Origin of the sequence: Aeromicrobium sp., assembly GCF_047606445.1 — a bacterium.
Classification (GTDB): domain Bacteria; phylum Actinomycetota; class Actinomycetes; order Propionibacteriales; family Nocardioidaceae; genus Aeromicrobium.
Genome location: NZ_JASGEK010000030.1, coordinates 1 through 12,715, shown reverse-complemented (window position 1 = coordinate 12,715; position 12,715 = coordinate 1). Strand labels below are relative to the sequence as shown.

At 70.1% G+C, this 12,715-nt stretch carries 15 protein-coding genes; 10 read left to right on the top strand and 5 right to left on the bottom strand.

Going from position 1 to position 12,715, the window contains the following annotated elements:
• The first annotated feature begins 1 nt into the window (after position 1).
• Positions 2–433, top strand: coding sequence for an acyl-CoA thioesterase (locus QM621_RS07130; RefSeq protein ID WP_414989680.1), 432 nt, complete (start codon positions 2–4; stop codon positions 431–433).
• Here QM621_RS07130 and QM621_RS07125 read toward each other — a convergent pair.
• From QM621_RS07125 to QM621_RS07105, 5 genes are all read right to left on the bottom strand, one after another.
• Positions 381–782 (bottom strand): hypothetical protein, encoded by a 402-nt coding sequence (locus QM621_RS07125; protein WP_414989679.1) that lies wholly within the window; start codon positions 780–782, stop codon positions 381–383. The two genes, QM621_RS07130 and QM621_RS07125, sit on opposite strands and share 53 nt — an antisense overlap.
• A gap of 22 nt (positions 783–804) precedes the next feature.
• Positions 805–1,614 (bottom strand): M56 family metallopeptidase, encoded by an 810-nt coding sequence (locus QM621_RS07120; RefSeq protein WP_414989678.1) that lies wholly within the window; start codon positions 1,612–1,614, stop codon positions 805–807.
• Between the two features lie 70 nt (positions 1,615–1,684).
• The gene (locus tag QM621_RS07115) at positions 1,685–2,047 is read right to left on the bottom strand and encodes a BlaI/MecI/CopY family transcriptional regulator (protein ID WP_414989677.1); all 363 of its coding nucleotides are present in this window, start codon (positions 2,045–2,047) and stop codon (positions 1,685–1,687) included.
• Positions 2,048–2,094: 47 nt separating this feature from the next.
• Positions 2,095–2,484: a type II toxin-antitoxin system VapC family toxin gene (locus QM621_RS07110; RefSeq protein ID WP_414989676.1), complete on the bottom strand. Its 390-nt coding sequence runs from the start codon at positions 2,482–2,484 to the stop codon at positions 2,095–2,097.
• Positions 2,481–2,726, bottom strand: coding sequence for a type II toxin-antitoxin system Phd/YefM family antitoxin (locus QM621_RS07105; protein WP_414989675.1), 246 nt, complete (start codon positions 2,724–2,726; stop codon positions 2,481–2,483). Before QM621_RS07105 ends, QM621_RS07110 begins: the two co-directional genes overlap by 4 nt.
• A gap of 194 nt (positions 2,727–2,920) precedes the next feature.
• Between QM621_RS07105 and QM621_RS07100 the strand changes: the two genes are divergently transcribed.
• The 9 genes from QM621_RS07100 to QM621_RS07060 all read left to right on the top strand — a co-directional run.
• Positions 2,921–3,844 carry an IS982 family transposase gene (locus QM621_RS07100; protein ID WP_414989674.1) on the top strand — a complete coding sequence of 308 codons (924 nt, stop codon included), beginning with the start codon at positions 2,921–2,923 and terminating at the stop codon, positions 3,842–3,844.
• A gap of 50 nt (positions 3,845–3,894) precedes the next feature.
• Positions 3,895–4,233, top strand: a complete 339-nt coding sequence (locus QM621_RS07095; RefSeq protein ID WP_414989673.1) for a hypothetical protein — start codon at positions 3,895–3,897, stop codon at positions 4,231–4,233.
• 69 nt (positions 4,234–4,302) lie between these two features.
• On the top strand, positions 4,303–5,172 hold the full coding sequence (locus QM621_RS07090; RefSeq protein ID WP_414989672.1) for an ATP-binding cassette domain-containing protein: 870 nt from the start codon (positions 4,303–4,305) through the stop codon (positions 5,170–5,172).
• 337 nt (positions 5,173–5,509) lie between these two features.
• Positions 5,510–5,767, top strand: a complete 258-nt coding sequence (locus QM621_RS07085; RefSeq protein ID WP_414989671.1) for a hypothetical protein — start codon at positions 5,510–5,512, stop codon at positions 5,765–5,767.
• Between the two features lie 48 nt (positions 5,768–5,815).
• A complete protein-coding gene (ftsY, locus tag QM621_RS07080; RefSeq protein WP_414989670.1) occupies positions 5,816–6,937 on the top strand; it encodes a signal recognition particle-docking protein FtsY in 1,122 nt (373 codons plus the stop codon).
• Positions 6,938–6,941: 4 nt separating this feature from the next.
• A complete protein-coding gene (locus tag QM621_RS07075; protein WP_414989669.1) occupies positions 6,942–7,448 on the top strand; it encodes a VanZ family protein in 507 nt (168 codons plus the stop codon).
• A gap of 15 nt (positions 7,449–7,463) precedes the next feature.
• The gene (ffh, locus tag QM621_RS07070) at positions 7,464–9,014 is read left to right on the top strand and encodes a signal recognition particle protein (RefSeq protein ID WP_414989668.1); all 1,551 of its coding nucleotides are present in this window, start codon (positions 7,464–7,466) and stop codon (positions 9,012–9,014) included.
• A gap of 157 nt (positions 9,015–9,171) precedes the next feature.
• Positions 9,172–12,333: a CshA/CshB family fibrillar adhesin-related protein gene (locus QM621_RS07065; RefSeq protein WP_414989667.1), complete on the top strand. Its 3,162-nt coding sequence runs from the start codon at positions 9,172–9,174 to the stop codon at positions 12,331–12,333.
• Between the two features lie 122 nt (positions 12,334–12,455).
• Positions 12,456–12,715, top strand: a 260-nt coding sequence (locus QM621_RS07060) for a vWA domain-containing protein (RefSeq protein WP_414989666.1), incomplete at its 3' end; no start/stop codon positions are given.

Sequence of the window (12,715 nt, the reverse complement as noted above, 5' to 3'; positions counted from 1 at the left end):
CATGGGCGAGCAGACCAGAACGCGTCACGGCTATCCGGTGGTCCGGACCATCTCGACGCGGTGGGAGGACGAGGACGTCTACGGGCACGTCAACAACGTCGTCTACTACTCCTACTTCGACACGGCGGTCAACGGCTATCTGATCGAGGCGACCGGCACGGACATCCGTCGTCTCGACGCCTACGGGGTGGTCGCCGAGACGGGCTGCCAGTTCCGCCGCGAGCTGCGCTTCCCGCTCGACGTCGAGGCGGGGTTGAAGGTCACCAAGCTGGGCCGGTCGAGCGTCGTCTACGAGATCGCGCTGTTCCAGGGCGACCACGCCGAGCCCGCCGCCGTCGGCCGCTTCGTGCACGTGTACGTCACCGGAGCCGAGCGTGCGGTCACCCCGGTCCCCGAGCTGATCCGCGAGGTCCTGGAACCGCTCGTCGGCTGAGCCCGAGTTTCGGGTCGACGGCGACCAGGTACACCAGGACGAAGGCGGCGACGAAGGTCAGCGCGCCGACGAACGGGCCGGTGGCGAAGAGGTGGCGGCCCGGGTCGCCGAAGGCGCGCATCACGCCGCGGACCATGAGGAACCAGGCGGCCGCCGCGACGACGGCCAGCAGCGCCTCGGCCACGTAGAAGAGCCGGATCTCCGGACCGTCGACGAAGCCGAGGACCGCCCACACCCAGAAGGGAACCGCCACCAGCGTGACGGCGCTCAGCACGAGCGCGCAGAACACCGCCAGCAACAGGTCGAGCCACAGCGGGAGAGGACGGAGGTCGGTCGGCTGCTGGTCCACGCTCTGAGAACCTACCGGACGCTCAGCCGATCAGCACGCGGGCGGCGTGGGCCATCCAGGGGATCGCGAGGAAGACGGTGGGGACGACGAGGACGACCGCCGAGATGGTCAGCGCGAGCGCCGTCGCCCACCAGCGGGTCGGGGGATCGGTGAGGCGGCGCATGCGGATGGTCGCGACGCCGCCCGCGCCGAGGGTTCCGGCGGGCGCCGCGCTGCCGGCCATCGCGACGATGGCCCGGGCGAGCGGACGGTCGCCGGCGGCCTTGCGGGCCGCGTCGTCGGCCAGCAGCTCGACCATGACCCGGCTCTGCTCCAGCGGCGCGTCGGTGCGCAGCAGTTTCGGGTAGGCCGCGCGCAGGAACTCGAAGCCCTCCAGGATGAGGTCGTGTCGGGCCGACAGGTGCGAGCGTTCGTGCTCCAAGACGGCGCGCAGCTCGTCGGCGTCGAGCTTCTCGATGGTCGCGCTGGACAGCACCACGCGCGTCTGGGTGCGGTCGGGGATGCAGTAGGCGACCGGCGCGTCGTGGCGCAGCACCCGCAGGGCCGGGATCGTGCCGTCGGACTCGCCGAGCAGGTCGGCCAGCTCGCGCTGACGGCGACGGCGCTCCTCGGTGCGTCGCCAGACCGTCCAGACCGCCCACCAGAAGCGTGCCCACACGAGCACGCCGATCGCCAGCACCGCGACATGCGCGACGACCCGCCACAGCGGCGGATCGTCGTGGGAGACGAGCCAGAGCGCCGTCGACAGGCCGGCGCCGGAGGTCGCGAGGATCGCCGCGAGGGCGAGCGACTGCCACATGACGATCCGGCGGCGGGGGAGCGGTACGGCCACGACATGCGGGCCAGCAGCGCCGGGACCGGCAGCGCCAGGGCCAGTCCGATGAGGGCCAGCAGCAGCGGGATCACAGCTGGTCGAGCGCCCGGCGCAGGGCGGCCGCCTCCTCCGGGTCGACGGTGCGGGCGAAGTGGACCAGCGCCGAGGTGCGGTCGCCGGAGGCGTCGAGGGCGGCGTCGATCAGCTCGGCGGTGGCCGACTCGCGCGACTGGGCCGGGGTGTAGCGGTAGGCGCGGCCGTCACGCTCGCGCTCGACCATGCCCTTCGCGCCGAGCCGGTCGAGCACAGTCATGACGGTCGTGTAGGCGAGGTCGCGCTCGTTCAGGGCCTCCTGCACCTCCCGCACGAGCAAGGGTCCGTCGGCGTCCCACAGGACGTTCATCACAGAGCGTTCCAGCTCCCCGGGACGGGTCGAGGTCGGGCGTGCCATGCCGCCAATCTACTACGCGGGGTAGGAGAGCGGTGTCGTGAGAGGGGTCATGATGGCTGGAGAACGCTGATGCCCGCCGAGCGGGCCGCGTCGGCCATCCGGTGGTCGTAGGTCACGAGATGATCGACGCCGATGGCGACGGCGGCGGCCACATGGATGGCGTCGAGGGACCGAAGGTGTTCACCGGGGAGCAGTCCCGCGTGGCTGAGGACGGCGGGCGTGACCTGGTAGAGGTCGATCCGGTCGAGGAGCGAGGTCGCCAGTTGTTGATCGAGGGGTGAGGCGCGATGTGCCGCGCGGCGCACCTCGGTCTCCAGGAGCTGGCAGGCGACGAGTCGGGGTTTTTCGGCGGTGATGGCACCGATGAGCGCGGGCGACTCCGCCTCGGTGAGCACGAGTTTGAGCGCGGCGGATGTGTCGAGGTACCAGGTGGTCATCGTTCGTCACGGAGGTCCGCGAGGATCTCCTCCGAGGAGATGTCGGAGGCGACTAGATCGTCAACGGAGAAGACCGCTGGCTGGCGCGCTGGTCGTAGGGCCGGGAGGCTCTCCGGCTCGTACGGGACGATGCGTGCGACTGGTGTTCCGTGACGGGTGATCGTGAAAGACGCACCATGCTCCACGTCGCGCAGTACGCGTCCGCTTTCGTTGCGCATCTCGCGCTGGCTGATCGTGCTCATGGGTTGAGTGTAGCCAATCTGTAGCACTTTGGTCAGTGTTCTTCCCTCCGTGGAGGGAAGGGGAGCCTCACTGGGTGCGGCCTAGATGATTGATTCCAAGGGGTGTGTGCTCGGCGTGCCTTGGTGGTGAGACGGTCCAGGGTGTCCAGACTCAGCGTTGCTTGTTCCTGACGCCGAGCCCGAAGGACCCCACGATGGACGCCGACCTGGACACCGCGCTCTACGTCACCGCAGACGACCTGTTCCGCGCTCATCCCGAACGCGTGCCTGCACGTCCGAAGGTGGGGATCCAGCCCGCGCTGAACGACGCCGAGATCGTCACCCTCGCCGTGATCAGCGCTCTGCTGGGCTACGACAGCGAGCGCCACTTCCTGCGTTACGCGCATACGCACCTGATCGGGATGTTCCCCGATCTGACCGGCCAGTCAGGGTTCAACAAACGGCTACGCGCGCTCGCGACGACGATGGCGTGGCTGGTCAGCGAGCTCGCAGCCCAGACCAGCGTCCACACCGATGACGTGCGGGTCGCGGACTCGACCCCTGTCGAGTGCGGCCGCTCTCGGGAGACCGTGAAGCGCTCCGAGCTGGCCGGGTGGGCCGAGTACGGCTACTGCGCCTCGCACTCACGCTTCTTCTGGGGCCTGCGTCTGCACCTGGTCACCACCCTGCACGGTCTGCCTGTCGCGTGGGCGCTGACCGGAGCGAAAGCCAACGAACGTGAGGTCTTCGAGACCCTCATCACGAACAACCCCGCGCTCGCGCACCGCCACGACATCGCCGAGCAGATCAGACGACAGGTCACCCTGGCCGACAAGGGCTACAACGGCCGCGAGTTCGAGGCCAGCGTGGCCGAGGCCGGCATCGACCTGCTCCGCCCCGCACGCCGAGGAGAGGAACCACGTCCCGGCCAGGAGTTCTTCAAACCGCTACGCCAGGTCATCGAGTCAGTCAACGACACCTTCAAAGGCCAACTCAGCCTCGAACGCCACGGCGGACGCACCATCGCCGGCGTCTGCGCCCGCGTGGCTGCCCGAGTCCTCGCCCTCACCACCGCGATCTGGCACAACGACCGCATCGACGCGCCCGTCCTACGATCCCTGACCGCCTACGACCACTGACACCCCTTGGAATCACTCATCTAGGCGACGCCCTCGCCACCCGGATCGAGGTGTACCGGGCGGTCGCGCGGCGCGTGCCGCACGGGCTCGATGGACGGCGTCACGGCGACGTCGTGCGCCAGGCGGTCGAGGCCGTCGAGACCGCGCAGGACCGCCTGCTGCGGATTCGTCTGCCCTGGTGGTCGGCGCTGACCGTGGCTGTGGTGGTGACGGTCGTGGCGCTGTGGCTCGACCCGCTCGCTGGTCTGGTGGTCGCCGCGCAGGCCGCGCTGACCCTCGGCGTGCTGCGCTGGCAGGGTCCGCGGTGGTCCGACGGCCGGGCGGTCATGCCGGAGTTGTCGGCCGAGGTGACCGAGGCGGTGCGGTCGGCGCAGGAGTTCGCCGCGTGAGCCGCCATCGCCGAGAACGCCCGTGCGGACCGGCGTCGCGCCCAGGCGGGCGGACTCGGGGGAGCGGTGGTGCTGGCCCTCGTCGCGCTCGCGACCGTCGGCGTCGGTCTGGCGATCGGGCCTTCGCTGGGCGACGGTCTGCTGACCGGTCCCTTCGCCGCCGTCGTGCTGCTGGCCCCGCTCGCCGTGGCCGACGCCCTCGACCCGGTGGCCGACGCCGAGCGCCGTCGCCCGGCGGTGGAGGCCGCCGAGGCCCGGCTCGCCGCGCTTTTGGCCTCGCCTCCGGCCGTCGCCCCGGGCGCGGGCACGCTGCCTGACGACGTCGATCCGACCCTCTCGCTGACCGAGGTCGCGGTGGTCGGCTGGGACCACGACCTCGTGGTCGGCCTGACCGCTCAGATCGCGCCCGGTGAGGTGGTCGGCGTCAGCGGTCCGAGCGGCGGCGGCAAGAGCACTCTCGGCCTGACCCTCACCGCTTTCGTCGCCCCGCGCGACGGACAGATCCGCCTCGGCGGGGTCGACCTGACCACACTCGACCCCGCCGAGGCGCGCCGTGTGGTCGGCTTGCTCACGCAGGACGACGCCGTCTTCGACACGACCGTCCGGGAGAACCTGCGGATCGCCCGTCCCGACGCGACCGACGAGGAGTTGGACGCCGTGATGGCCCGCGTCGGCCTGTCGCTCGACCTCGACCGCATGGTCGGCGAGCAGGGCGACTGGCTCTCCGGCGGCGAACGGCAGCGCCTCGCCCTGGCGCGGCTGCTGCTCGGCCGTCACCGCGTGCTGATCCTCGACGAGCCCACCGAGCACCTCGACGCCCCGCTCGCCGAGGCGTTGATGGACGACGTGATGACCCTCGCCCCCACCCACACCCTGATCCTCATCTCCCACGACCCCCGCGTCCTCGCCCGCTGCGAGCGAGTTCTCACGCTGGGCTGAGCGAGGTCTACCGCATTCCTGACTTATGTACTACGGTGTTTGAGTACATTCAGTGTCGGGAGGCTGGTGTGGAGATCCGAGTCCATCCTCGGGTGAGGGTGAACCACCCAGACGTCGAAGATGACGATGTGATCGCCGCGTTTGAGAACACGTTGCGTTCGATGCCTCGAGAAGGCACAGGCTTCCCGCCTCAATGGGTGGGTGTGGGCACTGACGGTCGAGGTCGTCTGCTCCAGTACGTCGCCGTCAATGATGGGCCTGACTGTTGGCTCATCTTCCATGCGATGAAGGCCACCACGAAAGTTCTCCGTGAAGTCGGATTGAGGAGGTAGAGATCATGGCTGAGCACACTGCCGCGGACGGTACCGCGTTCACCGATGAGGACATCGAACGTTGGGGTACGGAGGCGGAGGCGGGATTTCCTGGCTGGAAATTCGGGAAGTCTGTGCCGGGACGCCCCATCAGCGTCGGCGCCGAGGCGAGGCCGTTCACCTTGCGGCTTGACGCAGAGCGCCGCGAGAAGCTCAAGCAAGTCGCTCAGGAGCGGCACATCACGTCGTCGCAGCTGGTCCGGGATCTCATCGACGCGCTGTGAGCGCGCTGGGCTGACGGGCGCGGGGAGCGCTACCTCTAGGGTGGACTCATGACGACGTTGCTGGTGATTCTGGGTGTCTCGGCTGTCCTGTTGGGGGCGGTGGGGGTCGCGGTGGTGGTGGTCCGGCGTCGGGCCGAGCTGCCGTCAGCGGAGAAGAAGGCGCTGCCGCCCACGCCGCCCCAGCCCGCAGGCGAGGAAGAGGGCGAGGAGCCTTCGCCGGAACCGCAGCCCGAGCCCGAGCCGGAGGTCGACCTCCCGGCCGGGCGCCTCGTCCGGCTGCGCGCCCGCCTGGCCCGGTCCAACTCGACCTTCGGCAAGGGCCTGCTGGCCATCATCGGCCGCGCCGACCTCGACCAGGCCGCCTGGGACGAGCTGGAGGAGACGCTGCTGGCCGCTGACGTCGGCATCGGCCCGACCACCGAACTGGTCGAGAAGCTCCGCACCCGCCTGCAAGTCGAGGGCTCCTCCGATCCGGCCCGCGCCCGCGAGATCCTGCGCGCCGAGCTGATCGCCCTCGTCAATCCCGACCTCGACCGCGAGCTGAAAGTCCAGGGCGCCGACGGCAAGCCCGGGGTCGCGCTCGTCGTCGGCGTCAACGGCACCGGCAAGACCACCACCGTCGGCCGTCTCGGCCGGGTGCTCGTCGCCGAGGACAAGACCGTCGTGCTCGGCGCGGCCGACACCTTCCGCGCCGCCGCCGCCGACCAACTCCAGACCTGGGGCGAGCGCGTCGGCGCCCAGGTCGTGCGCGGCCCCGAGGGCGGCGACCCGGCCAGCGTCGGCTTCGACGCGGTCAAGACCGGCATCGACTCCGGCGCCGACGTCGTCTTGGTCGACACCGCCGGCCGCCTGCACACCAAGGCCGGGCTCATGGACGAGCTGGGCAAGGTCAAGCGGGTCGTCGAGAAGCAGGCCCCGGTCACCGAGGTGCTGCTCGTCATCGACGCCACCACCGGCCAGAACGGCCTCACCCAGGCGCGCGTGTTCGGCGAGGTCACCGACGTCACCGGCATCGTCCTGACCAAGCTCGACGGCACCGCGAAGGGCGGCATCGTCATCGCCGTCCAGCGCGAGCTCGGCGTCCCGGTCAAGTTCGTCGGCCTCGGCGAGGGCCCCGACGACCTCGCGCCCTTCGAGGCCGAGGGCTTCGTCGACGCCCTGCTCGACTGACCCGATGCCGACCCGCCAGCGAACGGTCCTGCTGGTCCTGTTCGCCTGCTACCTCCTGGCGCTGCTGTTCCTGCTGATCCTCCCGAACGCCGACCGCGGCCAGAACGTCATGGTCGGCGGGCTGACGTGGGATCGCTGGACCGCCTATGTCGCCAACGGCTGGAACCTCGTGCCGTTGTGGAGCATCGCCGACCAGATCGGGGCGATCCTCGCCGGCGACGGGGCGGCCCGCGACGGCGCCTACCTCGTGGGCAACCTCGTCGGCTTCGCGCCGCTGGGGTACTTCCTGCCCGCGCTGTTCGTACGGCAGCGGCAGTTCACGGTGTTCGTCGGAACCGTCGTGGCGGCCCTCTTCTGTCTGGAACTGGCCCAGCTGCTGACCATGCGCGGCTCCTTCGACATCGACGACGTCCTGTTGAACGCCGTCGGCGCGGGCGCCGGATTCTGGCTGACACGTCGGATGTGGCCTGACGGCGACGTTGCGGGGGAGGGTGGCCCGAGCCCTCGGTAGTAGGGTGACCGCATCATGTTCGACTCTCTCCAAGACCGCCTGCAGTCCGCTTTCTCCTCGCTGCGCGGCAAAGGCAAGCTCAGCCCCGCCGACATCGACGCGAGCGTCCGCGAGATCCGCCTCGCGCTGCTCGAAGCCGACGTGGCTGTGCCCGTCGTGCGCGAGTTCACCGCCGCCGTCACCGAGCGGGCCCAGGGCGAGGAGGTCAGCAAAGCGCTGAACCCGGCCCAGCAGGTCGTCAAGATCGTCAACGAGGAACTCGTCGGCATCCTCGGCGGCGAGACCCGGCGCATCCGGTTCGCCAAGAACCCGCCGACGGTCATCATGCTCGCCGGTCTGCAAGGCGCCGGCAAGACGACGCTCGCGGGCAAGCTGGCGCGCTGGCTCAAAGAGCAGGGCAACTCCCCGATGCTGGTGGCCGCCGACCTCCAGCGCCCCAACGCCGTCACCCAGTTGCAGGTCGTCGGCGAGCAGGCCGGAGCCACCGTCTTCGCCCCCGAGCCGGGCAACGGCGTCGGCGACCCGGTCGCGGTCGCCAAGGCCGGCGTGGCCGAGGCCGCCCGCACCCTGCACGACGTGGTCGTCGTCGACACCGCCGGACGCCTCGGCATCGACGCCGAGCTGATGAGACAGGCCGCCGACATCCGCGCGGCCGTCGACCCCGACGAGGTCCTGTTCGTCATCGACGCGATGACCGGCCAGGACGCGGTGCAGACCGCCAACGCCTTCGCCGAGGGCGTCGACTTCACCGGCGTCGTGCTGACTAAGCTCGACGGCGACGCCCGCGGCGGCGCGGCCCTCTCGGTCCGCCAGGTCACCGGCCGGCCGATCATGTTCGCCTCCACCGGCGAGAAGCTCACCGACTTCGACGTCTTCCACCCCGACCGGATGGCCTCGCGCATCCTCGACATGGGCGACGTCCTCACCCTGATCGAGCAGGCCGAGAAGGCCTTCGACGCCGAGGAGGCCGCGAAGGCCGCCGAGAAGCTCGCGGGCGGCTCCTTCACCCTCAACGACTTCCTCGGCCAGCTCGAGGCCCTGCAGAAGATGGGCTCGATGTCCAAGATGCTCGGCATGCTGCCGGGCATGGGCCAGTTCAAGGAGCAGCTCAACAGCCTCGACGACCGCGAGCTCGACAAGGTCAAGGCGATCATCCGCTCGATGACCCCGAAGGAGCGCGAGAACCCCAAGATCATCGACGGCTCGCGCCGCGCCCGCATCGCCAAGGGCTCGGGCACCCAGGTCAGCGACGTCAACCAGCTGGTCAGCCGGTTCTTCGAGGCCTCCAAGATGATGCAGCAGATGGCCAGGCACGGAGGCATGCCAGGTCTGCCGGGCGCTCCTGGGATGCCCGGCATGCCGGGCAAGCGCGCCGCCGCCCGCCAGAAGCCGCAGAAGAAGAGGAACAAGCGCGGCTCGGGCAACCCGGCCAAGCGCGCTGCCGAGGCCAAGGCGGCCCGCGAGGGCAAGAAGCCCGCGGCCGGGGGAGCCGACGCCTTCGGTTTCGGCGGTCCCGGCGGGGCGGCCGACTTCGAGCTGCCGAAGGAGCTCAAGGATCTGCTCTGACCCGCCCGGCGGGTGAAGGGACGGGTGAGAGACACGCGGGCGTCTCGTCTGTTATAGTTCTCTCAGCATGTCGGTCCGAAAGGCGTGTTCCTGTGAGAGCTCAAGGATGATCTGATGAAGACCCCCCCCCCTGTTCCTTTCGGCCGTTCTGGCGGCGGTGCTCGGCGCCGCGCTGACGCTGATCTCACCCCTCACCGCTGAGGCGCGCTACGCCACCGGCGGCTCCGGCCTCTACCGGGACTCGATCGACTGGTTCGAGTGGGGGACGAACGGGTCGACGATCTCCGACGACGGTGTGACCAAGACGAACACCCGCACCGTCGCCGACCAGGCGCTGGTGACCACCTGCACCCTCGGGTCGCTCACCCGCGAGGGTGGCGGCGACCCGACGATGACGGCCTTCAACCCGGGCAATTACACCGGCTCGGGACTCGACAACCTCTACAACATCGGCGGAACCGGCACCTCCAACTCCCTCATCACGGGTCTGCGGGTCCTCCAGCACACGGTCACCAGCACGGTGAGCTGCTCGGTGACGCTCGGCGGCGTCCCGGTCGAGCCGGCCGGCCTCGTGATCGCCGAGGCCGAGCAGAGTTCGGGTCCGCTGGAGCACATCGCGATGCGTCCGAGCACCCCCGCCACCTGGCACGCCATCGACTTCTTCGCGGGCGGCACCTGCGCGTACGACACCACGGCGATCATCGACGCGGACAACCAGTTGAGGCTGTACGGAGACATGGGGGCCGTCGGCAACCATTGTGGCAGCGCAGGCGGTCCCACCTCGGTGATGTTCATGGAAGGGGCCACCTCGGGCGACATCACCGTCAGTTCGCCCGCAGGCGCCTCGGCGATGGCGATCGGCGTCGTGCTGTCCTCGGACTTCGGCGACGCCCCGTCGAGTTATGGCGAGGCCGGGCACCTGTACGCCCCGAGTTATGCCAGCACGCAACCGCTGGCCGAGGGCACGAACGTCGTCGGGCGCTCCTATCCGCTGGCCACCCCCGTCGTCACCACCCGCCTGGGCGCGACCATCGACGCCGAGTCGGCCACCCAGGCCGCCGACGGCTCCGACGAGGACGCGGTCGGCACGCTGGCCGACATCCCGATCACCGTCGGCTCGACCCACACGCAGACCGTGGCCTGTTCCAACGGTCAGGTGCAGGGGTGGATCGACTGGAACGTCGACGGTGCCTTCGACGCGGGCGAGGCGTCCGGCGTCGTTCCCTGCACCGGGACCGACAGCACGGCGGACCTGTCGTGGACGATCCCCAGCACCGCCACGAACCTGCGGTCGGCGCCCTCCTACATGCGCCTGCGCATCGGCGCGGACGCCGCCGCCGTGGAGAGCCCGACCGGCATGAGCACCAGCGGCGAGGCCGAGGACCATGCGGTGACCCTCGCCAACGCCGTCTCGACCGAGCTGCTGATCGACAAGGAAGCCGAGCTCGACGATGTGAACGGCAACGGCTACGCCGACGTCGGCGAGACCATCTCCTACTCCTTCGAGGTCGAGAACGCCGGCAACGCCGCGCTGAGCGACGTCACGGTCACCGACCCGCGGGTCACCGGGATCACCCCCGATCCGCTCGCCACCCTGGGCATCGGCGAGGTCCACACCTTCACCTCCGACCCCTACACGGTGACGCAGGCCGACGTCGACGCCGGTCAGGTGGACAACTCCGCCACCGTCCGCGGCACCGACCCGGACGCGGGCGAGGTCGTCTCCGACCCCGACGTCGTGATCGTCCCCGGCCCGCCGCGCGACCCGTCGCTGACCATCGAGAAGTCGTCGGAGTTCACGAACGACCAGAACGGCGACGGCGTCGCGAACCTCGGCGACGTGCTGGAGTACACCTTCGTGGTGACCAACACCGGCAACGTCACGCTGACCGACGTGACCGTCGACGACGCGAAGGTCTCCGGCCTCGATCCCGCCACGGCCACGCTGGCCCCCGGCGCCTCGCAGGAGTTCACCGCCAGTTACACGGTGACGCAGGCCGATGTCGACGCCGGCGGCGTCGCCAACACCGCCACGGCGACGGGCACCCCGCCGTCGGGCACGCCCGGCGGACCGGTCACCTCGGAGCCTGACGACGATCTCGTCGACGGCGAGGACCCCGACCCGCTCGTGACCATCGAGAAGTCCGCCGACATCACCACCGACGACGGCGCGGCCGACCGCGGCGACGCGGGCGACGTCATCACCTACTCCTTCGAGGTCACCAACCACGGAGCGGCCACGGCGGAGAACGTCACGGTCGCCGATCCGTTGTCGGGCCTGTCGGCGATCAGCCCCGATCCAGTCGACCTCGGACCCGACGAATCCCAGGTCTTCACCGCCACCTACACGGTGACTCAGGACGACGTGGACCGCGGCTATGTGACCAACCAGGCGACCGCCGCGTTCAGCGCGGGCGGCACCGAGCGCGAGTCGTCGCCCAGCGAGATCGTCACGGTGCCGATGGCCGAGGCCGATCCGGGTCTGACCATCGACAAGAGCGCCTCGCTGGACGACGCCGACGGCGACGGGGTGGCCGGCGTCGGCGAGACGATCACTTACTCCTTCGCGCTGGAGAACACCGGCAACGTCACGCTCGCGGGGGTCGCCGTGACCGACGAGATGGTGTCGGACTTCGCCCCGGCCTCGGTCGACCTGGCCCCCGGGGAGACCGGGACGATCAGCGCGCCGTACGTCGTCACCCAAGACGATGTGGACGCCGGGGAGATCCTCAACACCGCACTGGCTCGCGGCACGGTGCCCGGCGGCCAGGAGTTCGTCTCCGACCCGGACGAGCACGAGTTCACCGAGCTGCCGGAGGCCGATCCGGCGTTGGAACTGGTGAAGACTGCGGTGCTGGACGACGCGAACGACAACGGTCTGGCCGACGTCGGGGAGTCGGTGACCTACGGCTTCGTCGCCACGAACACCGGCAACATCACGCTGACCGATGTCACGGTGAGCGACCCGAAGCTGACCGGTCTGACCCCGGAGTCGGTCGACCGGTTGCGTCCGGGCAGCAGCGTCGAGTTCAGCGCGGACCCCTATGCCGTGACGGCCGATGACTTGGAGGACGGATCGGTGGACAACGTCGCCACCGCGACCGGCACCTCGAGCCGTGACGGGGAGACGGCGATCACCGGCGACGGGGAGTCGCACGTGCCGGGCACGCCGGCGCCCGCGACGAGCGACCCTGACGACGACGGCTGGCTGCCGACCACCGGTCTGCGAGCGGCCCTGGCGCTCCTGATGGTCGCGGTGCTCGCCGCCAGCGTCGGCGCCGTGGTGTTCCGCCACGCCCGCCAGCGCCGCACGACCTGACCGCAGCACCTCGAGGCGCCCGGACCCGTGAGGAGTCCGGGCGTCTCGGCGCGTCAGTGGGGGCGTCAGTGGGGGAGTTCTCCCCATTGACGGGGGGGGGAGCGTCCCTCTAGCGTCTTCGTATGTCGTGGTGGATGGTGCGGAGAGTCGTTGTTCTGGTCGTCGTGGTCTTGGCGTTGTCGGCGTGCGGTGGTGGGACGGAGGAGCGGGCGTCGGGTGGGGAGCCGGTGTCGGAGGTTCCGTCGGTGCCGACGGTGGTCGTGTTGGACGCGTCGGCGTCGATGTTGGCCGACGACGCGCCGGGTGTGCGTTTCGAGGCGGCTCGGGCGGCGGTGACGTCGTTGGTGGAGGCGTTGCCGGAGTCCCATGAGCTGGGTCTGGT

Bases quoted from the DNA above. Each gene is read 5' to 3' on its own strand.
- ftsY (WP_414989670.1), top strand. From the start codon at position 5,816: ATGACGACGTTGCTGGTGATTCTGGGTGTCTCGGCTGTCCTGTTGGGG.
- QM621_RS07130 (WP_414989680.1), top strand. From the start codon at position 2: ATGGGCGAGCAGACCAGAACGCGTCACGGCTATCCGGTGGTCCGGACC.
- QM621_RS07100 (WP_414989674.1), top strand. From the start codon at position 2,921: ATGGACGCCGACCTGGACACCGCGCTCTACGTCACCGCAGACGACCTG.
- QM621_RS07085 (WP_414989671.1), top strand. From the start codon at position 5,510: ATGGCTGAGCACACTGCCGCGGACGGTACCGCGTTCACCGATGAGGAC.
- ffh (WP_414989668.1), top strand. From the start codon at position 7,464: ATGTTCGACTCTCTCCAAGACCGCCTGCAGTCCGCTTTCTCCTCGCTG.
- QM621_RS07075 (WP_414989669.1), top strand. From the start codon at position 6,942: ATGCCGACCCGCCAGCGAACGGTCCTGCTGGTCCTGTTCGCCTGCTAC.
- QM621_RS07110 (WP_414989676.1), bottom strand. From the start codon at position 2,484: ATGACCACCTGGTACCTCGACACATCCGCCGCGCTCAAACTCGTGCTC.
- QM621_RS07115 (WP_414989677.1), bottom strand. From the start codon at position 2,047: ATGGCACGCCCGACCTCGACCCGTCCCGGGGAGCTGGAACGCTCTGTG.
- QM621_RS07105 (WP_414989675.1), bottom strand. From the start codon at position 2,726: ATGAGCACGATCAGCCAGCGCGAGATGCGCAACGAAAGCGGACGCGTA.